Below are 22,333 nucleotides of genomic sequence, written 5' to 3'. Positions count from 1 at the left end.
CCGGCCATTTGCCCTACAGATCAGGGTCTTCGGCGCCGCTGTAGATGTCCGAATCCTTGTACAGATCGTGCATATGGCGCACCAGCACCATGATCACCGCCGCCACCGGCAGCGCCAGCAGGATCCCGGTGAAACCGAACAACTCGCCACCGGCCAGGATCGCGAAGATCACCGCCACCGGATGCAGGCCAATCCGATCACCCACCAACAGCGGCGTCAGCACCATGCCCTCCAAGGCCTGCCCGACCATGAACACCGCCACGATGCCGACCATCGGGTACAAGTCGCCGCCGAACTGGAACAGCCCGGCAACCAGCGCCGCGCCAATCCCGATCACGAACCCCATGTAGGGCACGATGGCCGCCAGCCCGGCGATCAAGCCGATCAACAGCCCCAGCTCCAGCCCCACCAGCATCAGCCCGGCCGCATAGATGAAACCCAGGGCCACCATCACCAGCAACTGCCCGCGCACGAACGCCCCCAACACTTCATGGCATTCACCGGTCAGGGTCATGATGCGTTCTTCGCGATGACGCGGCAGCAGGCTGCGGATCCTGGCCATCATCAGGTCCCAGTCCCGCAGCAGATAGAAGGCCACCACCGGAATCAGCACCAGGTTCGCCAGCCAACCCATCAACGCCAAACCCGAGGCCGTGGCCTGGCTCAACACCACGCCGACAATGTCGGTAGTCTGGCCCATGTGCTCGCTGATGGCGGCCTTGACCTTGTCGAACTTCCAGAAACCGTCGGCCAAGCCCAATTTCGACTGCACCCACGGCACCGCGCTGTGCTGCAACCAGTCGAGCATCTGCGGCGCCAATTCGTACAGGCGCACCAGTTGCTTGGCGAGCATCGGTATCAGCACCAGTAACAGAGCGCTCACAATCAGTGTGAACAGCGCAAACACCGCCACCACGCCCCAGGTCCGCGACAGGCCGAGTTTTTCCAGGCGATCCACCACCGGATCGAACAGATAGGCCAACAACAAGGCAACCAGGAACGGCGTGAGGATCGGGTGCAACAAATAGATAAGCGCGAACAGCAGGGCAACCCCGCCCAACCAGAACCAACGCCGCGTATCGCCCATGAACCACTCCTAGCTATATAAAGAAAGACAACCTACCAGCGGAACCGCAAGTTGGCGGCCGGTGCTGGCGCTGGTGCCGCAACCGGGGTCGAGCCATCGGTGGCGGGCGGCGCCACCGGCACCGGCGCGTGGGCCTCACCGGCTGGAACTTCCTGCAGTTTTGCCAGGGCCAACTGCGCCTTCAATTGTTCGGCGCTGCCGTTGACCCGATAGACGATCCGGTCCCCTTCAACCCGCTGCAACTGCCCAGCGAACGGTTCGAGTAGACGCCCTAGCGCCGCATAACGCTCCAGGTTCATGCCCTGCACCTCCAACAGTTGCTCGGTGGCCACGCCCGGCTTGGCAACGAAACGCGGCGCCAGTCGCTGACTCACCGCGAGCATGACCGCATCGGCCAAGGCCGCAGGATCGGCGCCCTGGGCCGTGCCCTGCTCGCGCTGATCCCCCAGCCACAGGCGCCAGGTGCCATGCCACTGGCCGCCCTCTTCCTTGGCATGCACCGCCAGCAAGGCATCCGTCGCGTAGCGCTCCGAGGCATCGCGCAACGGCGCCGGGTCGCTGCCTTCCAGGTTCGGCGCGGTGGCGACGATCTGCTCGCTCAAATCCGCCAGCGGCAGGTGCAGTGCCAGGCCCCGATGCTGCGCGGCACGCCGCAGCGGCGTGGCGCTGGCCTGGCCGTCGCCCACCAGGCTGGAGCCCTCGGCCGAATCGTTCAGCCACCAGCCCAGGATCGATGGCCGGTTCGCGCTCCACAACGACAAACCTGCCGAGCGCAATGCCCGATCGGTGCTTGCCGGGTCGAAGTCCACCTTGAGGCTTTCCGGCGGGCCGGCGTCGTAGCCATATTGAAGAATGATCTGTTGCGGGTCCTGGCGAATGGCCGCCAACCCGGGGTTCTGGGCCGCCTTGGCGTCGCCGGTCAGGCGCAGCACCAGCGTGTCCAGGGCGCGCAGCGTCGCCTGGTTGCGCTCCTCCGGCGTCTGGCTGGTGACCGGTTCGAGCACTTGATAGAGGCCATTGACGGTTTCGGCATGGCTCGCCAGGCTGATCAACGACAAGCAGGCCACGGACAAGAATTTCAACAAACGCATGGAAGATTCCCGGACATAACGGCTGGAACAGGCCGTGTGAAGAAGATTGAGCATGGCTGTGACCACAGCACCCGGCAAAACATTCACACCCCCGGTGGAAGTTTCGCACGGTCATCACCATAACCGGTTACCGCTACACCTTATACAGAGGCGTTGCGCAGTACCAATATAAGAAATATCGGTTTTTTTCCGTGGATTATGTCCCTGCCCGTCGGCGCGAGGATGGCCGCTGCCCCTCAAGCCTGATAAAATCGCGCGCCTTCGCAGACCGGCAATGGCTGGGCTCCCGGAATAATTCGTACAACGGTTATTCAATGGCCCCGGCGTCGGTCGTTACCCAGAAATCCCCCCTAAAGGCCTGGATCATGAGCAAGCAACCCTCCCTGAGCTACAAGGACGCCGGTGTAGACATCGACGCCGGTGAAGCATTGGTCGAACGCATCAAGAGCGTCGCCAAGCGCACTGCGCGTCCGGAAGTCATGGGCGGCCTGGGCGGTTTCGGCGCCCTCTGCGAGATCCCGGCCGGCTACAAGCAACCGGTCCTGGTCTCGGGCACCGACGGCGTCGGCACCAAGCTGCGCCTGGCCCTGAACCTGAACAAGCACGACAGCATCGGCATCGACCTGGTGGCCATGTGCGTGAACGACCTGGTGGTCTGCGGCGCCGAGCCACTGTTCTTCCTTGACTACTACGCCACCGGCAAACTGAACGTCGACACCGCCGCCCAAGTGGTGACCGGCATCGGCGCTGGCTGCGAATTGTCCGGCTGCTCCCTGGTCGGCGGCGAAACCGCTGAAATGCCCGGCATGTACGAAGGCGAAGACTACGACCTGGCCGGCTTCTGCGTCGGCGTCGTGGAAAAAGCCGAGATCATCGACGGTTCGAAAGTCGCTGCCGGCGACGCCCTGCTCGCCCTGCCGTCCTCCGGCCCGCACTCCAACGGCTACTCGCTGATCCGCAAGATCATCGAAGTCTCGGGTGCCGACATTGAAAACACCCAGCTCGACGGCAAGCCACTGGCCGACCTGCTGATGGCCCCGACCCGCATCTACGTCAAGCCGCTGCTCAAGCTGATCAAGGACACCGGCGCCGTCAAGGCCATGGCCCACATCACCGGTGGTGGCCTGTTGGACAACATCCCGCGCGTGCTGCCAAAAGGCGCCCAGGCCGTGGTCGACGTGGCGAGCTGGACCCGCCCGGTGGTGTTCGACTGGTTGCAAGAGAAAGGCAATGTCGATGAAACCGAAATGCACCGCGTGCTGAACTGCGGCGTGGGCATGGTCATCTGCGTAGCCCAGGAGCACGTCGAGACCGCCCTGAACGTCCTGCGTGAAGCCGGCGAGCAGCCTTGGGTCATCGGCCAGATCGCCACCGCGGCCGAAGGCGCTGCACAGGTCGAGCTGAAAAACCTTAAGGCGCACTGATGTCCGCAACCTGTGACGTGGTGGTGCTGCTGTCCGGCACCGGCAGCAACTTGCAGGCCTTGATCGACAGCACGCGGACCGGCGACAGCCCGGTCCGTATCCGCGCGGTGATTTCCAACCGCGCCGATGCCTACGGCCTGCAACGCGCCAGGGACGCAGGGATTGACACCCGCGTCCTCGATCACAAGGCGTTCGAGGGCCGCGAAGCCTTTGACGCCGCGCTGATGGAACAGATCGACACCTTCAATCCGCAACTGGTCGTACTCGCTGGCTTCATGCGCATCCTCAGCGCTGGCTTCGTGCGTCACTACCAGGGCCGCCTGTTCAATATCCATCCCTCGCTGCTGCCCAAATACAAAGGGTTACATACTCACCAGCGGGCGCTGGAGGCCGGAGACACGGAGCATGGCTGCTCGGTGCACTTTGTCACCGAGGAACTCGATGGCGGACCACTGGTCGTACAGGCAGTAATACCGGTAGAGTTGCACGACACGCCACAAAGCCTGGCGCAACGGGTTCACGCCCGCGAGCACCAGATCTACCCGATGGCCGTGCGTTGGTTTGCCGAAGGACGGCTGACCCTCGACGATCGCGGTGCCTCACTGGACGGCCAGTTACTCGCCGCCAGCGGCCATTTGATTCGATACTAGGAGATTTTATGCGTCGCGCCCTGCTCTTCGCTTGCGCTCTGCTGGCCTTGCCCCTGGCACAGGCTGCAGAACTTCAACCGTTCTCCGCCAGCTACACCGCCGACTGGAAACAGTTGCCCATGAGCGGCACCGCCGAGCGCAACCTGACCAAGGAGGCCAACGGCACCTGGAAGCTGAGCTTCAAGGCTTCGATGATGATCGCCAGCCTGACCGAAGAAAGCACGCTGACCCTGGACAAGGACACCCTGCTGCCACAGTCCTACCACTTCGAACGCGGTGGCCTGGGCAAAGCCAAGAAGGCCGACCTGGACTTCGACTGGAACACCAAGATGGTCACCGGCACCGATCGCGGCGATGCGGTCAAACTGCCGCTCAACCGTGGCATGGTCGATAAATCCACTTATCAGTTGGCCCTGCAGCACGACGTGGCGGCCGGCAAGAAAAGCATGAGCTACCAGGTCGTCGATGACGGCGAAGTCGATACCTATGACTTCCGCGTGCTGGGCTCGGAAAAGGTCGACACCAAGGCTGGCCAGATCGACGCGATCAAGGTCGAGCGCGTGCGCGACCCGACACAAAGCAAACGCATCACCGTGCTCTGGTTCGCCAAGGACTGGGATTACCTGCTGGTGCGCCTGCAACAGGTCGAGACCGACGGCAAGGAGTACAACATCATGCTCCAGGACGGCACGGTCAACGGCAAGGCTGTGAAAGGCAGCTGATCCAAGCCGATAACAAGAAGCCCCGCACATGCGGGGCTTTTTGTTGCCCGAGTTTCAAACCCACCACCTACCCCCTGTGGGAGCGAGCTTGCTCGCGATGACGGCTTCACAGTCAACATCACCACCAACTGATACACCGCTATCGCGAGCAAGCTCGCTCCCACAGGGGGGTTTGCTTTCAATCAAGGACTGCGCTGCAACATGAAAACTTCTTCATGAACGCCACCTGCGACCGAATGCCGCGCACTGCCTGGCCTGCAGGATTGTTGCGCTTTGCATGAAAACTTCTTAACGAACCGAGGCATTTACTTAGCACGCTATCCAAACCTATAACAAAGTCCTGCACACGCCTTGCTGCAGATAACAGAGATTGGAGCTTGCAAGATGACTGTGAAAGTAACTGAACGCGACGACGCTCATATGTCCCACGAAGGCATTGCCGCCGGCATTCGGATTTGGGACGTGCATCAACAGGATCTACTGGTGGGGATGTTCCACTCCGAAACGGACGCCCATAGCTACAAGGCTGAGCTGGAGCGCGAGGAACGACTGCGCTCGCGTGAAATGGCAGAATCCTGAACGACAGAACCCCCATGAACCTGTGGGAGCAAAGCTTGCTCGCGATAGCACTGTGCCAGACAGAAAAATATTGCCTGATACAGCTATCGCGAGCAAGCTTTGCTCCCACAGTTTTCCTAGAGATTTCTGCTGATGTTCCAGGTTTTGCGTTTAGCTTGCTGTCCGGCTTACCACATCAAATCATCCGGAATCTGATACGCCGCGTACGGATCATCGGCATCCACTTCTTCAGTCTGGGTGTTGAGCTGGACGATGCGCTTGGGGTCGCGTTCCTGGATCTTCAGGGCGGCCTCGCGCGGGATCACTTCGTAGCCGCCGGCGTGGTGGACGATCGCCAGGGATCCACTGCTCAACTTGTTACGCATCAGGGTATTGACCGAGATGCGCTTGACCTTCTTGTCGTCAACGAAGTTGTAATAGTCCTCGGTGGTCAGCTTCGGCAGGCGCGAAACTTCGATCAATTGCTTGATCTGTGCGGCCCGGGCCTTCTGCTCGGCCTTTTCCTGCTGCTGGCGGTTGAGTTCCTGGTCGCGCTTGACCTTCTCGGCCATGGCCTCCTGGGCCGCGCGCTGCTGGGAGTCATCCAGCTCGATCTGGCCCTTGTGGGCCAGGCGCTGCTGCTTCTGTTTTTCTTTGCTGACCTGCTTGGCCTGCTTTTGGTTGACCAGCCCTGCTTTGAGCAACTGGTCGCGAAGGGAAAGGCTCATGGTGCTTACTCACTTAGGCAACGGCCTCAGCCACAGCTGGGCAAATTCTTTTCCTGACGTTTGGCTTCGCCCCACAAGGCGTCCAACTCTTCGAGGGTGCAATCTTCCATGGGACGGTAGGTATCGCGCAATGCCTGTTCGATAAATCGGAAACGTCGTTCGAATTTCCCGTTGGCCCCACGCAGGGCCGTTTCCGGGTCAACTTTGAGGTGGCGAGCCAGGTTCACCACACTGAACAGCAGATCGCCGATCTCATCGCTGACGGCCTCCGGGTCATTGTCGGCCATGGCTTCGAGCACTTCGTCCAGTTCCTCGCGGACTTTATCGAGCACCGGCAAAGGCCCTGGCCAGTCGAAACCGACCTGGCCGGCACGCTTCTGCAGCTTCGCCGAGCGGGACAACGCCGGCAGCGCCCCCGGTACATCGTCGAGTAGCGACAATTGCTCGGGCGCCGAGGCTTTCTCGGCCCGTTCCTCAGCCTTGATTTCTTCCCAGCGCTGCTTGACCTGTTCTTCGCTCAGGCGCGGGATATCCACGGGCGCATACAGGTCACCGGTAGGAAATACATGAGGATGGCGGCGGATCAGCTTGCGGGTGATGCTGTCGACCACGCCAGCGAATTCGAAGCGGTTTTCTTCCCGGGCCAACTGGCTGTAATACACCACCTGGAACAACAGATCGCCCAACTCGCCCTGCAAGTGATCGAAATCGCCGCGCTCGATCGCATCGGCCACCTCGTAGGCTTCTTCAAGCGTATGGGAAACGATGGTGGCGTAGGTTTGCTTGATGTCCCACGGGCAGCCGTACTGCGGGTCCCGCAGGCGGTTCATCAGGTGGAGCAGGTCTTCGAGGCTGTACATCAATCCATCCCATTACAAAAAAGCCCTGTGGGAAATAATTCAATGAGCGCACGCCTGTGGGAGCACGTCTGTGGGAGCAGCCCTGTGGGAGCAAAGCTTGCTCGCGATAACGGTGAGTCAGTCTCCAGATAGGCTGGGACCACTACCACAATCGCGAGCAAGCTTTGCTCCCACAGACTTTGCTCCCACAGGCTTGTTCCCACATTTTTGGACTGCGCTTAACCCGGCGTCCGGTTACGCCGGGTCTCGATGATGTTCGGCAACTGGGAAATCCGCCCCAGCAACCGCCCCAGCGCATCCAACCCCGGAATCTCGATGGTCAGGGACATCAGCGCGGTGTTGTCTTCCTTGTTCGAACGGGTGTTGACCGCCAGCACGTTGATCCGCTCGTTCAGCAACACCTGGGACACGTCACGCAGCAGACCGGATCGGTCGTAGGCGCGGATGACGATGTCCACCGGATAGGTGAGCACCGGCACCGGGCCCCAGCTGACCTGGATGATCCGCTCCGGCTCGCGACCGGCCAGTTGCAGCACCGAGGCACAGTCCTGGCGGTGGATGCTCACGCCGCGGCCCTGGGTGATGTAGCCGACGATCGCATCCCCTGGCAACGGCTGGCAGCAGCCGGCCATCTGGGTCATCAGGTTGCCCACGCCCTGGATCTGGATATCGCCGCGCTTGCCCGGCTTGTAGCCGGTGGCCTTGCGTGGGATCAACTCCAGTTGCTCGTTGCCCCGCTCCGGCTCCACCAGTTGCTGGGCCAGGTTGACCAACTGCGCCAGGCGCAGATCGCCGGCACCGAGGGCGGCAAACATGTCCTCGGCGGTTTTCATGTTGGCTTTTTCGGCCAGCTTGTCGAAGTCAACCTGCGGCAAGCCCAGGCGACCGAGTTCACGCTCGAGCAAGGTCTTGCCGGCGGCGACGTTCTGGTCGCGGGCCTGCAACTTGAACCAGTGAACGATTTTCGCCCGCGCCCGGGAGGTGGTGATGTAGCCCAGGTTCGGGTTCAGCCAGTCGCGGCTCGGCGTGCCGTGCTTGCTGGTGATGATCTCGACCTGTTCACCGGTCTGCAGGCTGTAGTTGAGTGGCACGATCCGCCCGTTGATCTTGGCACCGCGGCAGTTGTGGCCGATCTCGGTGTGGACCCGGTAGGCGAAGTCCAGCGGTGTCGCGCCCTTGGGCAGGTCGATCGCGTGGCCGTCGGGGGTGAAGATATAGACCCGGTCCGGTTCGATGTCGACGCGCAGCTGTTCGGCCAGGCCGCCGATGTCACCCAGTTCCTCATGCCACTCGAGCACCTGACGCAGCCAGGAGATTTTCTCTTCGTAGTGGTTGGACCCGGACTTGACGTCGGTGCCCTTGTATTTCCAGTGGGCGCAGACGCCCAACTCGGCTTCCTCGTGCATGGAGTGGGTGCGGATCTGCACTTCCAGCACCTTGCCCTCGGGGCCGATCACCGCGGTGTGCAACGAGCGATAGCCGTTTTCCTTGGGGTTGGCGATGTAGTCGTCGAACTCCTTGGGAATGTGTCGCCACAAGGTGTGGACGATCCCCAGAGCGGTGTAGCAGTCGCGCATTTCCGGGACCAGTACACGAACGGCGCGAACGTCGTAGATCTGGCTGAACTCCAGGCCCTTGCGCTGCATTTTTCGCCAGATCGAGTAGATGTGCTTGGCCCGGCCACTGATGTCGGCTTCCACGCCCGTGGCCTGCAATTCTTCGCGCAACTGGGTCATCACATCGGTGATGAAGCGCTCGCGATCCAGGCGTCGTTCATGCAACAGCTTGGCGATCTGCTTGTATTGATCGGGTTCCAGGTAGCGGAAGGACAAATCCTCCAGCTCCCACTTGATGTGACCGATGCCGAGACGATGGGCCAGGGGCGCATAGATGTCGAACACCTCCCGGGCGACGCGATTGCGCTTTTCGTCATCGGCGGACTTCACGGCGCGGATCGCACAGGTGCGCTCGGCCAGCTTGATCAGCGCGACGCGCACGTCGTCGACCATCGCTACCAGCATCTTGCGCAGGTTTTCCACCTGGCCCTGGGTGCCCAGCACCATGGACTGGCGCGGGCTGAGGCTGGCGCTGATGGCGGCCATGCGCAGCACGCCGTCGATCAGCTTGGCCACCACGGTGCCAAAGCGCTGGCTGACCACCGGAAGCTGGATCTGCCCTTCGCGCACGCCGCGGTACAGCACCGCCGCCACCAGGGAATCCTGGTCGAGCTTGAGGTCAGCAAGAATTTCGGCGATTTCCAGGCCCGTCTGGAAACTCGAGGTGCCTTCGGACCACAGGTTTTTCGCCGCGTTGTGTTGCTGCTCCGCCTCGCGAGCGAACTCGCAGGCGGCCTTCAAGGCCTCGCGATCCAGTGCCATGTCGACGCTGACCGCATGATCGAGCCAAGCCTCGAGATTGATACTGCCGTCGGTGTTGATCGGCTGGTGTGCTCTCACCTGTACCATCTTTACTTACCTTCCCTACGACGCAGATTCAATGCGTCAACTTCGCTGACCTTTATGCCCGTGTTTGCGCCCAGGACTGTGGCGGATTGGCACGAGCGGGTCAGTCGGACAAGCCATCCTGGCTCGCTTCAAATAACGCCATGGCCTCGACATGCGCCGTTTGAGGAAACATATCGAGAATCCCGGCACGTTTTAACCGGTAGCCCTGCTTGATCAGTTCGACCGTATCCCGGGCCAAAGTTGCCGGGTTGCACGAAACATAAACCAACCGCTTGGCACCCAGGGACGACAGCTTGCGCACCACCTCGAAAGCACCGTCACGGGGTGGGTCCAAGAGTACCGCAGAAAAGCCTTCGCCGATCCATTCGGCATCCGCCAGAGGCTGGGATAAATCGGCCTGAAAAAAGGCAGTGTTATTCAAATTGTTGCTGACGGCATTGGCCGCCGCACGCTCCACCATGGTTTGCACGCCTTCGACGGCCACCACTTGGCGCACGCTTTTGGCCAGCGGCAAGGCAAAGTTGCCCAGGCCGCAGAACAGATCCAGCACCCGTTCCTCGGCTCGCGGCGCCAGCCATTGCAGGGCCTGGGCGATCATCGCCTCGTTGACCCCGGCGTTCACCTGGATGAAATCCCCAGGCCGGTACGCCAGCTCAAGGTCCCAGGCGTCCAAGCGAAACCCCAGGGCCTGCCCGGGCTCGACCGGTTGCGGTCCACCTTCACCGTGCAACCACAACTGGGCTTCATGAAACGCGCAGAAATCCTTGAGGATCGTCAGGTCGGCCTCCGACAGCGGCGCCATGTGGCGCAGCAATACCGCGATAGCCGAGCCGGCGAACAATTCCACATGCCCCAACGCCTGGGGTTTGCTCAAACGTCGAAGCATCTCCGGCAGGCGACTCATGATCGGCTGCAAGGGCTGTACCAGCACCGGGCAATCACCAATGGCGACGATGTCCTGGGTGCCAGCGGCGCGGAAACCCACTTCGAGCTTTTTCGCCTTCTGATCCCAACGCACTGCCACCCGGGCGCGACGTCGATAACCAAACTCCGGCCCGCTCAACGGCGCGGCCCATTCATCCGGCTCGACCCCGGCCACCCGCGACAACTGCTCGGCGAGCATGCGCTGTTTCAGGGCGAGTTGTTCGTCATGGGGCAAATGTTGGACGCTGCAACCGCCGCAACGACCGGCATGGATGCACGGCGCAACGCGGCGCAGTTCACTGGACACGAACACCCGCTCGGTGCGGGCCTCGACCACTTTGCCGTGGGCACCGAGCACCCGCGCCTCGACCTCTTCACCGGCCAGGGCGCCGATGACGAACCAGGTCCGGCCCTCGACGAACGCAATGCCTCGGCCATCGTTGGCCAGGCGTTCAATGGTCAAGCGCTGCTTCTTACCGTTGGGCACCTGCGGGGCCCGGCTTCCGCCGCTGGGCTGGAAGCGCAAGCCTCTTTCTTGCTTGGCCATCAGTTGGGCGCGTCGAAAATGCCGGTCGACAGGTAACGGTCGCCACGGTCACAGATGATCGCGACGATCACCGCATTCTCCACTTCCTTGGACAAGCGCAGCATCCCCGCCACGGCACCGCCCGAAGACACGCCACAAAAGATGCCTTCTTCGCGCGCCAGGCGACGGGTCACGTCCTCGGCTTCGCTCTGGGCCATGTCGATGATGCGATCCACGCGCTCGGCCTGGTAGATCTTCGGCAGATACTCTTCGGGCCAGCGGCGGATGCCGGGGATGGCCGAGCCTTCCATCGGTTGCAGGCCGATGATCTGCACATTCGGGTTTTGCTCTTTCAGGTAGCGCGAGGTGCCCATGATGGTGCCGGTAGTGCCCATCGAACTGACGAAATGGGTGATCGTGCCGTCGGTCTGGCGCCAGATCTCAGGGCCGGTGGTGGTGTAGTGGGCCTCGGGATTGTCGCCGTTGGCGAACTGATCCAGCACCTTGCCGCGCCCCTCGGCCTGCATGCGCTCAGCCAGGTCCCGGGCGCCTTCCATGCCCTGCTCCTGAGTCACCAGGATCAACTCGGCGCCGTAGGCCGTCATCGCCGCCTTGCGCTCGGCGCTGGAGTTGTCGGGCATGATCAGGATCATCTTGTAGCCCTTGATCGCCGCCGCCATCGCCAAGGCAATACCGGTGTTGCCGGAGGTCGCCTCGATCAGCGTATCGCCGGGGAGGATCTGCCCACGCAATTCACCACGGGTGATCATCGACAACGCCGGCCGGTCCTTGACCGAACCCGCCGGGTTATTCCCTTCGAGCTTGAGCAAAAGCGTATTGGTGGTCTCGCCGGGCAAGCGCTGCAAGCGGACCAGCGGAGTGTTGCCGACGCAATCGGCGATGGTGGGGTACTGCAAAGTCATGGCGTATTCGCAATCCGGGCTGCGGGGGCGCCTATCATACCGGCAAACCCGGCGAGGCCATATCACGCAAAGTAAGGGGGTTATGGCTTATGGGAATAAGCGAGGCGAAAGCCGGGGGCGCTGCTGGATGGAGGAGCTTGTCCCCCGCCACCAAATCCGCGCTCGCGCACGTGATGCTCAGGCCTATGTGGTCGATTCCGTACTCCACACAACCTTTTTCCTACAGGCCTGAGCGCTCAAATCATGCATGTATCTCTGTTGTAAGTACCGTCCGTAGGCACTCTTCCTGTCTGTTTGTGGGCTCGTTCCTTTTATATCGACGACCAGGCGTTTAAAGCTATCTGGCTTTGCACCGCGTTCTTTACAGTCGTACCGCTAAACGTATTATTAGTAGGTGTTGAGCAATAACGATGGTCGACGCGAAACAAAAAGATCCACACCCCAGCGCTCGGCGCGCTTGCGGGCAACGCTTGCGTAACCTATTGGAAGAGTACGACATCTCTCCCTCAGGATTTGCCGAGGTGCTCGGTATCAGCCCTCAATGCCTGACTAACTGGAGCGCGCGGGGTATACCTCGGCTGCGGGTGGAGCAATTGGCCCGTTTGCTGAGTGTCAGTGAAGTGTGGCTGGTGACTGGGGAGGGTGAGCGGGCACGTGATCTGCGTCGGGAGTAGGAGAGGATCTAACAGGTTCGCGGGGCTGGGACTGGTGCGCCCTCCCCGACGGAACCCTTCCTCGACTTTCCTCGCCTGATTGGAAAATGCGAATTGGCTACCGGCATCCCGGCTGTAGTCAATGACTAGCTGGGAGACCAGGCCTGTCCCTACGCCAAGGTTTTATCATTGATTTATGCACAAAGTTAAAATCCGCCTTCATCCCCTCCATCTGATCTCGAATGCTGCGCCCCCGATTCCCTTCTCAAGCCCATCCGCTGATCGACCCGACACCCAAGTCGAAAAAGTCTATCTACACCCCAACCCCGTCGACTTCCGAAACCCCATTGACAGCCTGGCTACGCCGCTCAAGCTGGAGGTAAAAGTTGCGCCCAGAGAGCAAGCTCCCTCGCCATGGGGGCCACGCTCGATGATTTAAGGGACGTTACCAGACCCAAAGCAGCCGCAGGACGACAGGAGCGTATCCGAACAGGGAGAAGCTATAAAGACGTAGCCAACCTGGTGCTTCCTCCATATTCGCTCCATCTAACTGTCAGACCTGCCACTTTCTGTAGTACTTATTACCCCGCAAGGGAAGTTCTTTCCTCGCAGCACATAAAAATCTGTAGGAACACGATTTTTTATCGGATCTTTCCCGCGACTCGTCGAGACCTCCATGAACTAGCGAGCCATCAGATATACCGATAATATTATTACCAAGCAATTCAGCGCTCGATCTTAATCAAGGAACAGTCAATTGAAGAAAAATAATAAAAACTTAACAAAGCGAGAGCACGAAGTCTTGCAGTTACTTCTGCAAGGTGAAACAAACAAAAGAATAGCTTTAGCGCTCGGCATTAGCGATTTCACGGTGCGAGAATACGTCTCCTCAATTTTACGAAAGAAAGGGGTAAATTCCAGAGGGAAGTTGTTCTCGGAGAAGCTAAACAAGCCTTAAAAGCATTACGCACTTTACACCCCGTCAGTATCGCACCATTAAAAATATAGAATCAAACCACTTACGTAGACGGGATCTCCTGAGCACAACACTTAACTGACACCAATATAAGCATACAAAGCAGGTAACCCATACACAACCATGAACATGCCCCCCCCCCCCCAAAAAAAAAAAAAAAAAAAAAAAAAAAAAAAAAAAAAAAAAAAAAAACAACACAACTGTTTATACCCCTCTGAAACAACATAACCGCACACTCTCTTCAAGATAAACTCAACACCTTTAAAAAATAACCCTATTGCTAAACCCGCCACAGCCCCTGTCACACCTTCCAACAACATAGACATCTCTCCCCTGTAATCGAACACACAAACCACACCAATACAAAGGAGCCAGACATTAAATATCAGCCTAACTCCCCTCATTCGAAGTAAAATATCGACAACCTGAGACTCAAACTCAAAAAAATCACAGATAAGTTATATTATGTTCCAAGCAAAACCCTTCAATCATTTTGATCACAAACTCTCGTTGCTCTTCAGGTATAAACCTTGGCAGCAAGAAAACCTCCCTTCGTCCAGGCATATTTATCACTACCTCAATTGATGTAAACACACAATTTCTGACACTTACCTCAACAACACCTCGATCAAACGAGACCGTCTTAAATCTACGCCTAAAGCAAATATATTCTCCTTCCAGCCAAAGCAATCTACGCCCCTTAAAATACAACACCAAAACAAACAAAAGCCAAACAAATATCACAAGCAAGACCAACCACAAATCCACCTTAAGAAAACTTAAAATAATAAGAATTAATATACTCCCTACCAAATAGACAGAAAAATCAAAATAATTCAAGACTACTTCATTATTCACACCACCCTCCTAATTAAAACCCCAGATCACAACTTACAGCAACGCCAACCACAATGTCGATCAAGCGCCAGCGAACACCCCGCCAACATTGCAAACTCAGTAGCCAAAGCTCGCCATTAGCGGAGGCACCACAAATATAACGAACCACACACTAAACGGCAGGACAACCAGCCGCCCATACAATTTGGGAAGCACATACCCATACCGACATTTTAGAAAATAAGCAAAAGCCTTAGTCGCACCCAACAAAACAAAATCAACCCCAAGAGAGAGAAGAACCAAGAACAGTATGAACTCCATATTTTCACCAATTTAAAAGAACACCGTAGCGCCCAAAACTACGCAACCAACCGAATTATCAGCCCGATAAAAACAAGAATAAAAACTGACTTTAAAGATAGCAACGAAAGCACCTTTACTTCTTCCACCCTGAAACTCACGGAGACTTCAGGCAGGTCTTATATTTTTCATAGATCGCTCAACCTATGCCGCGTCGACCAGCACATTCGACTCAACGATAGCGACCAAATACAAAAATCTGCACCCTACACATGTAGGGGTGACCCAAACGGACGCCCATGAGAAGATCTACGCCCCGCCGCGGTACGGCATAACGTCCCAAGATCTTCAACAGACCGATGTAAGAAAAAGGCTCACACGTTACCTAAGCAACTTAAAAAGTGATTTTGAGACTTGCGCTGAAAAATTTTCATTCAAAGAAAGCCGGTTGCCTAGGCTTGCACTTCCATCCACAGCATGACTGCTCATCTTTTCGTACGACTGAGCACCAACCCATAGATCAATCACCCCCCTCCTGCCATTCCGCGCCCACAGCCGTCCCCCTGGGCGGGAGCCATCAAGGCGGGTGAGCGGATCGAAGATACGGTTGCATTCCTGGTCTGCCAGCGAATACCCACCAAGCGATTGCAGATCGCGCTGCAACAACCCTCGGGTCGATCCGATGCACGGCCGACACGAATTTTACAAAGATCCCCCGCCCGCAAATCGCTACACTGCGCCGCTGGCCCACGCCGGCCCGACCATGCTCAACCGGGCACCGGAGGGCAACAGTGCGCAGTTGCTGCAACGCACCGGCAACGACGCTACGCGTTATCTATTGCCGGTATTCGGCAAGCACCGCAACCTGGCGGGCGAACTGATTCCCGAAGAAACCGACCGCCTGCTGGGCTGGGTCGAGTTGGAGTTGTCCCACAGCGGCATGTTGCTAAGCGGTTATCGCAGTATGTTCGCCAGCCTGCTGTTGATCGCCGCCTGCCTGGGCCTGACCGCGCTGCTGGCCCTGCGCATGGGGCGCACGATCAACCGTCCGCTGAGCCAGATCAAGCACGCCGTGGCGCAACTCAAGGACGGGCACCTGGAAACCCGCCTGCCACCGCTGGGCAGCCAGGAGCTGGACGAGCTGGCCTCGGGCATCAATCGCATGGCCAGCACTTTGCAGAACGCCCAGGAAGAATTGCAGCACAGCATCGACCAAGCCACTGAAGACGTGCGCCAGAACCTGGAAACCATCGAGATCCAGAACATCGAGCTGGACCTTGCCCGCAAGGAAGCCCTGGAAGCGAGCCGGATCAAATCCGAGTTCCTGGCAAACATGAGCCATGAAATTCGCACACCGCTCAACGGCATTCTCGGTTTTACCCACCTGTTGCAGAAAAGCGAACTGACCCCGCGCCAGCTCGACTACTTGGGCACCATCGAGAAATCCGCCGACAGCCTGCTGGGGATCATCAATGAAATCCTCGACTTTTCGAAGATCGAGGCCGGCAAGCTGGTGCTCGACAGTATTCCGTTCAATCTGCGGGACCTGTTGCAGGACACCCTGACCATCCTTGCCCCCGCCGCCCACGCCAAGCAGTTGGAACTGGTGAGTTTGGTCTATCGGGACACGCCGCTGTCGCTGGTGGGCGATCCACTGCGCCTCAAGCAGATCCTCACCAACCTGGTGAGCAACGCCATCAAGTTTACCCGCGAGGGCACCATCGTCGCCCGGGCCATGCTCGAGGACGAGCACGAAGACAGCGTGCAGTTGCGCATCAGCATCCAGGACACCGGCATCGGCCTGTCCAGCCAGGACGTGCGGGCGTTGTTCCAAGCGTTCAGCCAGGCTGACAACTCACTATCGCGGCAACCGGGTGGCACCGGCTTGGGCCTGGTGATTTCCAAGCGCCTGGTGGAACAGATGGGTGGCGAGATCGGCGTCGATAGCACACCGGGGGAAGGCTCGGAGTTCTGGATCAGCCTGCGCCTGCCCAAGACCCGTGACGATGCCGAAGACCTGCCCGGCCCGCCGTTGCTGGGCCGGCGCGTGGCGGTACTGGAGAACCATGAACTGGCCCGCCAGGCCTTGCAGCACCAGCTCGAAGACTGCGGCCTGCAAGTGACGCCGTTCAACACCCTGGAGAGCCTGACCAACGGCATCACCGTCGCCCACCAGACCGACCAGGCGATCGATCTGGCCGTGCTGGGCATCACCAGCAACGACATGCCGCCGGAGCGCCTCAACCAGCACATCTGGGACCTTGAGCACCTGGGCTGCAAAGTGCTCGTGCTGTGCCCCACCACCGAGCAGACGCTGTACCACCTCTCGGTGCCCAACCCGCACAGTCAGTTGCAGGCCAAGCCGGCCTGCACCCGCAAGTTGCGCCGCTCGCTGTCCGACCTGGTCAACCCGCGCCCGACCCGCAGCGAACCCAGCGAGCCGGTTGCCAGCCGTGCCCCGAAAGTGCTGTGCGTGGACGACAACCCGGCCAACCTGCTGCTGGTGCAGACCCTGCTCGAAGACATGGGCGCCAAGGTGCTGGCGGTGGAAAGCGGCTACGCAGCGGTCAAGGCCGTGCAGAAGGAAACCTTCGACCTGGTGTTGATGGACGTGCAGATGCCCGGCATGGACGGTCGCCAGAGCACCGAGGCGATCCGCCAGTGGGAAAGCGAGCGACACTGCACACCGCTGCCCATCGTCGCCCTCACCGCCCACGCCATGGCCAACGAAAAACGCGCCCTGCTGCAAAGCGGCATGGACGACTACCTGACCAAACCCATCAGCGAACGGCAACTGGCCCAGGTGGTGCTCAAATGGACTGGCCTGGCCCTGCGCAACCAGTCGCCGGAGCGCAGCAGCGATGCCCAGGGTGGCAGCGAACTGTTGGTGCTCGATCATGAAGAAGGCTTGCGCCTGGCCGCTGGCAAGGCTGACCTGGCAGCGGACATGCTGGCGATGCTGCTGGCGTCCCTGGAAGCCGACCGTGAGGCGATCCGCCAGGCCTGCGAGGCCAACGATCACAACGCCCTGATCGAACGGGTCCACCGCCTGCACGGTGCCACTCGCTACTGCGGCGTGCCGCAATTGCGGGCGGCCTGCCAGCGCAGCGAAACCCTGCTCAAGCAGCAGGACCCCAAGGCTGCCGTCGCCCTGGAAGAATTGGAGCGTGCCATCAACCGCCTGGCCAGCGAGGCGCGTATCAGTGCCTGATCCAGGGCAATACCCCTGGACCCGGAATCGCTGAAAATCCATGCTCCTACCCCGGACTGTAGGAGCTGACGAGTGCAACGAGGCTGCGATCTTACCCCTGGCGATTGAATCGCAAGCGAAAGATCGCAGCCTCGCTTCGCTCGACAGCTCCTACGGGTTTGTTTTTTGCCAGGAGGCCGCCATGCGCGTGATTTTTTTCAGCAGCCAGACCTACGACCGCGACAGTTTCACCCAGGCCCCGACGCCCGCGGGCCTTCAATTGCACTTCCAGCCCGCCCGCCTGAACCTGGACACCGTGGCCCTGGCCGAACGGCATGAAGGGGTGTGCGCCTTCATCAACGACGACCTCAGCGCCCCGGTGCTGGAGCGGTTGGCCGCAGGCGGTACGCGGCTGATCGCCCTGCGCTCGGCCGGCTACAACCATGTCGACCTGCTCGCCGCCAAGCGCCTTGGCTTGAGCATCGTCCGAGTCCCGGCCTACTCGCCCCATGCCGTGGCCGAACATGCCGTGGCGTTGATCATGGCCCTCAATCGCTGCCTGCACCGTGCCTACAACCGCACCCGGGACGGCAATTTCAGCCTCCATGGGTTGACCGGGTTCGACCTGGTGGGCAAGACCGTCGGCGTGATCGGCACCGGGCAGATCGGCGCCACGTTCGCGCGGATCATGGCCGGCTTCGGCTGTCAGCTGCTGGCCTACGACCCCTACCCCAACCCAGAGGTCGAAGCTTTGGGCGCCCGCTACTTGCCCTTGGTCGATCTGCTCGCGCAGGCGCAAATCATCAGCCTGCATTGCCCGCTGAACGAACAGAGCCGCCATCTGATCAACGCCCAAACCCTGGCCGCGATGCAACGCGGCGCCATGCTGATCAATACCGGGCGTGGCGGCCTGGTGGACACACCGGCCCTGATCGAAGCCTTGAAAAGCGGCCAGTTGGGCTATCTGGGCCTGGATGTGTATGAGGAAGAAGCCCAGTTGTTTTTCAAGGACCGCTCCGACCTGCCCCTACAGGATGACGTGTTGGCACGGCTGCTGACCTTTCCCAACGTGATCGTCACCGCCCACCAGGCGTTCCTGACCCATGAAGCGTTGGCCGCCATTGCCATGACCACCCTGGACAACATCGCCGCCTGGGCGGCTGGCACGCCACAGAACCTGGTAGATGGCTAAACCTTGAGCTAGCACACCCCCTGTGGGAGCGAGCTTGCTCGCGATAGCGGTGCATTAGCCGGCCTCAATGTTGACTGACACACTGCCATCGCGAGCAAGCTCGCTCCCACAGGGGATGGAGTTTCGTCGGCCTGATCTCCAGATCCCCACCATCGAGACCATCCCCAGCCATGCCCCGTGCTAGCATGTCGCGCCTATTTGGAGGACCCATGGCCGAACACGATTTCCGCTACACCCTGATGAACCCGCAGCACACCTTGACCGAAGTCCGTGCCCTGGCGCCGGGCCGCTACCAGGTCACCGGCAATGGCGGTTCGATCCAGGCCAACGATGTATTGCTCGTCACGCTCAAGGGCAGCAAGGACTTGTCCATGCGCCTGACCGTGGACACCGTGCGGCACCTGCTCAAGCCCATGGGCCAATGGACGGCCATGACCACCGGTCCGGTGTTCGGCGAACTGGCGATCCACACTTGGCAGGTCAACTGCGACGGCTGCGCCAAGACGCTGAGCTTCGAATTCGCCGTCGATGCCAAGCTCGGCGTCAAGGCCGAGAAAACGGCCGCCACCGCACGAATCGCCGAACTGGGCTGGACCACCGTGGGTGAAAAACACCTGTGCCCGACCTGCCAGGAAGCCGCCTGATGAAACGTTTGGCCCTGTCCGCGTCGATCGGCATGAGCCTGATGGGGTGTGCCGCTGAACCTGTGCAACTGCAACATAACCGCAGCTACATCCTGGAGTGGATCGGTGAGCGGCCATTGATGGACTACAGCCACCTGACCATCACCCTTGGGGATGACGGCCGGGCCTATGGCAACGGCGGCTGCAACCACTGGTTCGCACCCTACACCTTGGAAGGCCATCGCTTGAGCTTCGGCAAGATCGGCAGCACCCGCAAGCTCTGCGCCCCGGCGTTGATGGAGCAGGAGTCGCGCTTCTTGCAGGCACTGGAAAAGGTCGAACGCTGGGACATCTCGCCCATCGAACAGATGCGCTTCTGGCCGGCCCAGGGCAAGCCGCTGCGGTGGTGGCTGGAAGAGGGCTGAGGCTATTCCCGAGTGTGCCAAAGCCCCCTGTGGCGAGGGGATTTATCCCCGCTGGGCTGCGTAGCAGCCCCCCTGCGCTCCGTCTGACACACCGCAGTGGCAAATAGATCTTGGGGCCGCTTCGCGCCCCAGCGGGGATAAATCCCCTCGCCACAAAGTGTCCGCTCCAATAGGGGAGGCCTGCTCCCTCGCCACCATCTGCTATTTAAGCGCTTGCAACGCCTCAAGCCCTGGCCATCACTCCCGCCGCCGTCTGCTCCCCCAGCAACTGTTCGCGCACCTTGCCCTGGTTGTCGATGATGTAAGTCACCGGCAGCCCTTCGCTGCGCGGCAGGTCGAAGATCTCGGCCGGATCCCTCGCCAATACCGTGAAGCGAATCCCCATCTTGTCGCTGGCACTCTTGAGCTCTTCGCCCTGCACCTGGTCGAAGTTGACCCCGAACACGCCGACGTTGCGCCCCTTGAGCTGTTCGGCCAAGGCATTGAATTCCGGGATTTCGGTGCGGCACGGCGCGCACCATTCCGCCCAGTAGTTGAGCACCAGCCATTGTTTGTCCAGCCGCTGCGAAGCGATGGCCTGACCGTTCTGGTCCACCCCCGTAGTCGTTTCCGCAACCGGCGAGCAACAGGATGCCCATGAATGTCAGTGCCGCCATCAATCGCCTTGTCATGTGCCAATCCTTGTCTGAATGTGAACGCCGCTGCGACCCGTCGCCTCTCTAAGGTGCTAGGGTCTTCGCGGCACAGTAGAATAGCCGCCACCTTACGCAAGATGCGACCCGCTCATGACCGATCTGACGCTTTATCACAACCCGCGCTGCTCGAAATCCCGCGGTGCGCTGGAACTGTTGGAGGCCCGCGGCCTGACGCCCACCGTGGTCCGCTACCTGGAAACCCCGCTCGACGCCACGCAATTGGAACGCCTGCTGGGCAAGCTCGGCATCAGCGCCCGGCAGCTGCTGCGCACCGGCGAGGACGAATACAAAGACTTGAACCTGGCCGACGAAAGCCTGAGCCAGGCCCAGTTGATCGCAGCCATCGCCGCGCACCCGAAACTCATGGAGCGGCCGATTCTGGAAACCGGTGAAAAGGCCGTGATCGGTCGTCCGCCGGAGAAGATCCTGGAGATCCTGCCGTGAGCACGCCATACATCCTGGTGCTGTATTACAGCCGCAGCGGCTCCACCAACGAAATGGCCCGGCAGATCGCCCGTGGTGTCGAACAGGCCGGGCTGGAAGCCAGGCTGCGTACGGTGCCGGCGATTTCCGCCGAGTGCGAAGCGGTGTCCCCGGACATTCCTGAGCAAGGGCCGTTGTACGCCAGCCTCGATGACCTGAAAAACTGCGCCGGCCTGGCCTTGGGCAGCCCGACCCGGTTCGGCAACATGGCCGCGCCGCTCAAGTACTTTCTCGACGGCACCAGCAACCTGTGGCTGACCGGCGCGCTGGTGGGTAAACCGGCCGGGGTATTCACCTCCACCGCGAGCCTGCACGGCGGCCAGGAAACCACCCTGCTGTCGATGATGCTGCCGCTGTTGCACCACGGCATGCTGATCACCGGCCTGCCCTACAGCGAATCGGCCCTGATCGACACCCTGGGCGGCGGTACGCCCTACGGCCCGAGCCATCATGCCGGTGCCGACGGTAAAAGCGGCTTGAACGAACATGAAGTCGCCCTGTGCCGCGCCTTGGGCTCGCGCCTGGCGAAAACCGCCCTGCTGCTGGAGAACGGCCGTGGCTAAGAAGCCGAAGATCCTGCCTCCCATCCAATGGCTGGAACCGCGCGTACGCATCACCCGCGTCCTCAGCCTGCTGTGCTTTTTCGGCCTGGTGGGGTTGCTCAGCGCCTACTACCTGCTGATCGCCGACCTGCATGGCGCGCGCCCTTGGGTGATTCTGCTGATCGAGCTGGTGCCGCTGCTGATACTCGCGCCCGGCATGCTCAGCGGCAGCGCCCGTGGACACTCGTGGATGTGCTTCGTGGTGAATTTGTATTTCATCAAGGGCGCGCTGGCGGCCTATGACCCGAACCGGCAGCTGTTCGGCGTGCTGGAAATGGCAGCGAGCGTGGCGGTGTTCTGCTCGGCGTTGTTGTATGTGCGGTGGCGGTTTCAGTTGAATCGGCGGTTGGCTGGCGAGGGAGAGATTTCCGTCGCCTAATAGACCGCTATCGCGAGCAA

At 60.2% G+C, this 22,333-nt stretch carries 19 protein-coding genes and 2 pseudogenes; 12 read left to right on the top strand and 9 right to left on the bottom strand.

The window, feature by feature from the left end; genetic code table 11:
• Nucleotides 1-13: 13 nt before the first annotated feature.
• Nucleotides 14-1,087, bottom strand: a complete 1,074-nt coding sequence (locus PSH84_RS03595; RefSeq protein ID WP_305482287.1) for an AI-2E family transporter — start codon at nt 1,085-1,087, stop codon at nt 14-16.
• A 32-nt stretch (nt 1,088-1,119) separates the two neighbouring features.
• A complete protein-coding gene (locus PSH84_RS03590; protein ID WP_305482286.1) occupies nt 1,120-2,178 on the bottom strand; it encodes a DUF2066 domain-containing protein in 1,059 nt (352 codons plus the stop codon).
• A 365-nt stretch (nt 2,179-2,543) separates the two neighbouring features.
• On the opposite strand from PSH84_RS03590, the gene purM reads away from it, so the two are divergent.
• The 4 genes from purM to PSH84_RS03570 all read left to right on the top strand — a co-directional run bounded on the left by purM (nt 2,544) and on the right by PSH84_RS03570 (nt 5,553).
• Entirely contained in the window at nt 2,544-3,602 is a 1,059-nt protein-coding gene (gene purM / locus PSH84_RS03585) for a phosphoribosylformylglycinamidine cyclo-ligase (RefSeq protein WP_305482285.1), read from the top strand.
• Nucleotides 3,602-4,252: a phosphoribosylglycinamide formyltransferase gene (gene purN / locus PSH84_RS03580; protein WP_122569230.1), complete on the top strand. Its 651-nt coding sequence runs from the start codon at nt 3,602-3,604 to the stop codon at nt 4,250-4,252. The genes purM and purN overlap by 1 nt, the downstream gene beginning before the upstream one ends.
• 8 nt (nt 4,253-4,260) lie before the next feature.
• On the top strand, nt 4,261-4,974 hold the full coding sequence (locus PSH84_RS03575; protein WP_060741064.1) for a DUF3108 domain-containing protein: 714 nt from the start codon (nt 4,261-4,263) through the stop codon (nt 4,972-4,974).
• Nucleotides 4,975-5,358: 384 nt separating this feature from the next.
• A complete protein-coding gene (locus PSH84_RS03570; RefSeq protein ID WP_025215049.1) occupies nt 5,359-5,553 on the top strand; it encodes a hypothetical protein in 195 nt (64 codons plus the stop codon).
• A 167-nt stretch (nt 5,554-5,720) separates the two neighbouring features.
• On the opposite strand, the gene PSH84_RS03565 is transcribed toward PSH84_RS03570, so the two are convergent.
• The 5 genes from PSH84_RS03565 to cysM form a co-directional block, all read right to left on the bottom strand.
• The gene (locus PSH84_RS03565; RefSeq protein WP_134925420.1) at nt 5,721-6,260 is read right to left on the bottom strand and encodes a DUF2058 domain-containing protein; all 540 of its coding nucleotides are present in this window, start codon (nt 6,258-6,260) and stop codon (nt 5,721-5,723) included.
• Nucleotides 6,261-6,286: 26 nt separating this feature from the next.
• On the bottom strand, nt 6,287-7,120 hold the full coding sequence (gene mazG / locus PSH84_RS03560; RefSeq protein ID WP_305482284.1) for a nucleoside triphosphate pyrophosphohydrolase: 834 nt from the start codon (nt 7,118-7,120) through the stop codon (nt 6,287-6,289).
• 218 nt (nt 7,121-7,338) lie between these two features.
• Nucleotides 7,339-9,585, bottom strand: a complete 2,247-nt coding sequence (relA, locus tag PSH84_RS03555; protein WP_122569234.1) for a GTP diphosphokinase — start codon at nt 9,583-9,585, stop codon at nt 7,339-7,341.
• A 100-nt stretch (nt 9,586-9,685) separates the two neighbouring features.
• On the bottom strand, nt 9,686-11,056 hold the full coding sequence (gene rlmD / locus PSH84_RS03550; protein WP_305482283.1) for a 23S rRNA (uracil(1939)-C(5))-methyltransferase RlmD: 1,371 nt from the start codon (nt 11,054-11,056) through the stop codon (nt 9,686-9,688).
• Nucleotides 11,056-11,958 (bottom strand): cysteine synthase CysM, encoded by a 903-nt coding sequence (gene cysM / locus PSH84_RS03545; RefSeq protein ID WP_305482282.1) that lies wholly within the window; start codon nt 11,956-11,958, stop codon nt 11,056-11,058. Before cysM ends, rlmD begins: the two co-directional genes overlap by 1 nt.
• Before the next feature lie 1,410 nt (nt 11,959-13,368).
• Between cysM and PSH84_RS03540 the strand changes: the two genes are divergently transcribed.
• Nucleotides 13,369-13,569, top strand: coding sequence for a response regulator transcription factor (locus tag PSH84_RS03540; protein WP_369530562.1), 201 nt, complete (start codon nt 13,369-13,371; stop codon nt 13,567-13,569).
• 465 nt (nt 13,570-14,034) lie between these two features.
• On the opposite strand, the gene PSH84_RS03535 is transcribed toward PSH84_RS03540, so the two are convergent.
• On the bottom strand, nt 14,035-14,445 hold the full coding sequence (locus PSH84_RS03535) for a hypothetical protein (protein ID WP_305482281.1): 411 nt from the start codon (nt 14,443-14,445) through the stop codon (nt 14,035-14,037).
• A 1,018-nt stretch (nt 14,446-15,463) separates the two neighbouring features.
• On the opposite strand from PSH84_RS03535, the pseudogene PSH84_RS03530 reads away from it, so the two are divergent.
• The 4 genes and pseudogenes from PSH84_RS03530 to PSH84_RS03515 all read left to right on the top strand — a co-directional run.
• Nucleotides 15,464-17,935, top strand: a pseudogene (locus PSH84_RS03530) (response regulator); the annotation flags it as partial.
• A 181-nt stretch (nt 17,936-18,116) separates the two neighbouring features.
• On the top strand, nt 18,117-19,106 hold the full coding sequence (locus tag PSH84_RS03525; RefSeq protein WP_122569239.1) for a 2-hydroxyacid dehydrogenase: 990 nt from the start codon (nt 18,117-18,119) through the stop codon (nt 19,104-19,106).
• Between the two features lie 209 nt (nt 19,107-19,315).
• On the top strand, nt 19,316-19,750 hold the full coding sequence (locus tag PSH84_RS03520) for a hypothetical protein (RefSeq protein ID WP_122569240.1): 435 nt from the start codon (nt 19,316-19,318) through the stop codon (nt 19,748-19,750).
• Nucleotides 19,750-20,154, top strand: coding sequence for an META domain-containing protein (locus PSH84_RS03515; RefSeq protein WP_305468109.1), 405 nt, complete (start codon nt 19,750-19,752; stop codon nt 20,152-20,154). The genes PSH84_RS03520 and PSH84_RS03515 overlap by 1 nt, the downstream gene beginning before the upstream one ends.
• A 201-nt stretch (nt 20,155-20,355) precedes the next feature.
• Here the strand turns inward: PSH84_RS03515 and PSH84_RS03510 are convergent.
• Nucleotides 20,356-20,825: pseudogene (locus PSH84_RS03510) on the bottom strand (TlpA disulfide reductase family protein).
• A 114-nt stretch (nt 20,826-20,939) separates the two neighbouring features.
• Between PSH84_RS03510 and arsC the strand changes: the two are divergent.
• From arsC to PSH84_RS03495, 3 genes are read left to right on the top strand one after another with little or no spacing between them, the layout of a single operon-like run.
• Nucleotides 20,940-21,293: an arsenate reductase (glutaredoxin) gene (gene arsC, locus PSH84_RS03505; protein ID WP_122569242.1), complete on the top strand. Its 354-nt coding sequence runs from the start codon at nt 20,940-20,942 to the stop codon at nt 21,291-21,293.
• Nucleotides 21,290-21,895 (top strand): NAD(P)H:quinone oxidoreductase, encoded by a 606-nt coding sequence (gene wrbA / locus PSH84_RS03500; RefSeq protein ID WP_122569243.1) that lies wholly within the window; start codon nt 21,290-21,292, stop codon nt 21,893-21,895. The genes arsC and wrbA overlap by 4 nt, the downstream gene beginning before the upstream one ends.
• Nucleotides 21,888-22,313 (top strand): DUF2069 domain-containing protein, encoded by a 426-nt coding sequence (locus PSH84_RS03495; protein ID WP_305468112.1) that lies wholly within the window; start codon nt 21,888-21,890, stop codon nt 22,311-22,313. The genes wrbA and PSH84_RS03495 overlap by 8 nt, the downstream gene beginning before the upstream one ends.
• Nucleotides 22,314-22,333: the final 20 nt, after the last annotated feature.

This window comes from Pseudomonas beijingensis, from assembly GCF_030687295.1.
Taxonomy (GTDB): Bacteria; Pseudomonadota; Gammaproteobacteria; order Pseudomonadales; family Pseudomonadaceae; genus Aquipseudomonas; species Aquipseudomonas beijingensis.
This window is presented reverse-complemented; position numbering and strand designations above follow the sequence as displayed.

Excerpts from the sequence above, each read along its gene's own strand:
- PSH84_RS03595 (WP_305482287.1), bottom strand. The coding sequence starts at position 1,087 with ATGGGCGATACGCGGCGTTGGTTCTGGTTGGGCGGGGTTGCCCTGCTG.
- PSH84_RS03590 (WP_305482286.1), bottom strand. The coding sequence starts at position 2,178 with ATGCGTTTGTTGAAATTCTTGTCCGTGGCCTGCTTGTCGTTGATCAGC.
- purM (WP_305482285.1), top strand. The coding sequence starts at position 2,544 with ATGAGCAAGCAACCCTCCCTGAGCTACAAGGACGCCGGTGTAGACATC.
- purN (WP_122569230.1), top strand. The coding sequence starts at position 3,602 with ATGTCCGCAACCTGTGACGTGGTGGTGCTGCTGTCCGGCACCGGCAGC.
- PSH84_RS03575 (WP_060741064.1), top strand. The coding sequence starts at position 4,261 with ATGCGTCGCGCCCTGCTCTTCGCTTGCGCTCTGCTGGCCTTGCCCCTG.
- PSH84_RS03570 (WP_025215049.1), top strand. The coding sequence starts at position 5,359 with ATGACTGTGAAAGTAACTGAACGCGACGACGCTCATATGTCCCACGAA.
- PSH84_RS03565 (WP_134925420.1), bottom strand. The coding sequence starts at position 6,260 with ATGAGCCTTTCCCTTCGCGACCAGTTGCTCAAAGCAGGGCTGGTCAAC.
- mazG (WP_305482284.1), bottom strand. The coding sequence starts at position 7,120 with ATGTACAGCCTCGAAGACCTGCTCCACCTGATGAACCGCCTGCGGGAC.
- relA (WP_122569234.1), bottom strand. The coding sequence starts at position 9,585 with ATGGTACAGGTGAGAGCACACCAGCCGATCAACACCGACGGCAGTATC.
- rlmD (WP_305482283.1), bottom strand. The coding sequence starts at position 11,056 with ATGGCCAAGCAAGAAAGAGGCTTGCGCTTCCAGCCCAGCGGCGGAAGC.
- cysM (WP_305482282.1), bottom strand. The coding sequence starts at position 11,958 with ATGACTTTGCAGTACCCCACCATCGCCGATTGCGTCGGCAACACTCCG.
- PSH84_RS03525 (WP_122569239.1), top strand. The coding sequence starts at position 18,117 with ATGCGCGTGATTTTTTTCAGCAGCCAGACCTACGACCGCGACAGTTTC.
- PSH84_RS03520 (WP_122569240.1), top strand. The coding sequence starts at position 19,316 with ATGGCCGAACACGATTTCCGCTACACCCTGATGAACCCGCAGCACACC.
- PSH84_RS03515 (WP_305468109.1), top strand. The coding sequence starts at position 19,750 with ATGAAACGTTTGGCCCTGTCCGCGTCGATCGGCATGAGCCTGATGGGG.
- arsC (WP_122569242.1), top strand. The coding sequence starts at position 20,940 with ATGACCGATCTGACGCTTTATCACAACCCGCGCTGCTCGAAATCCCGC.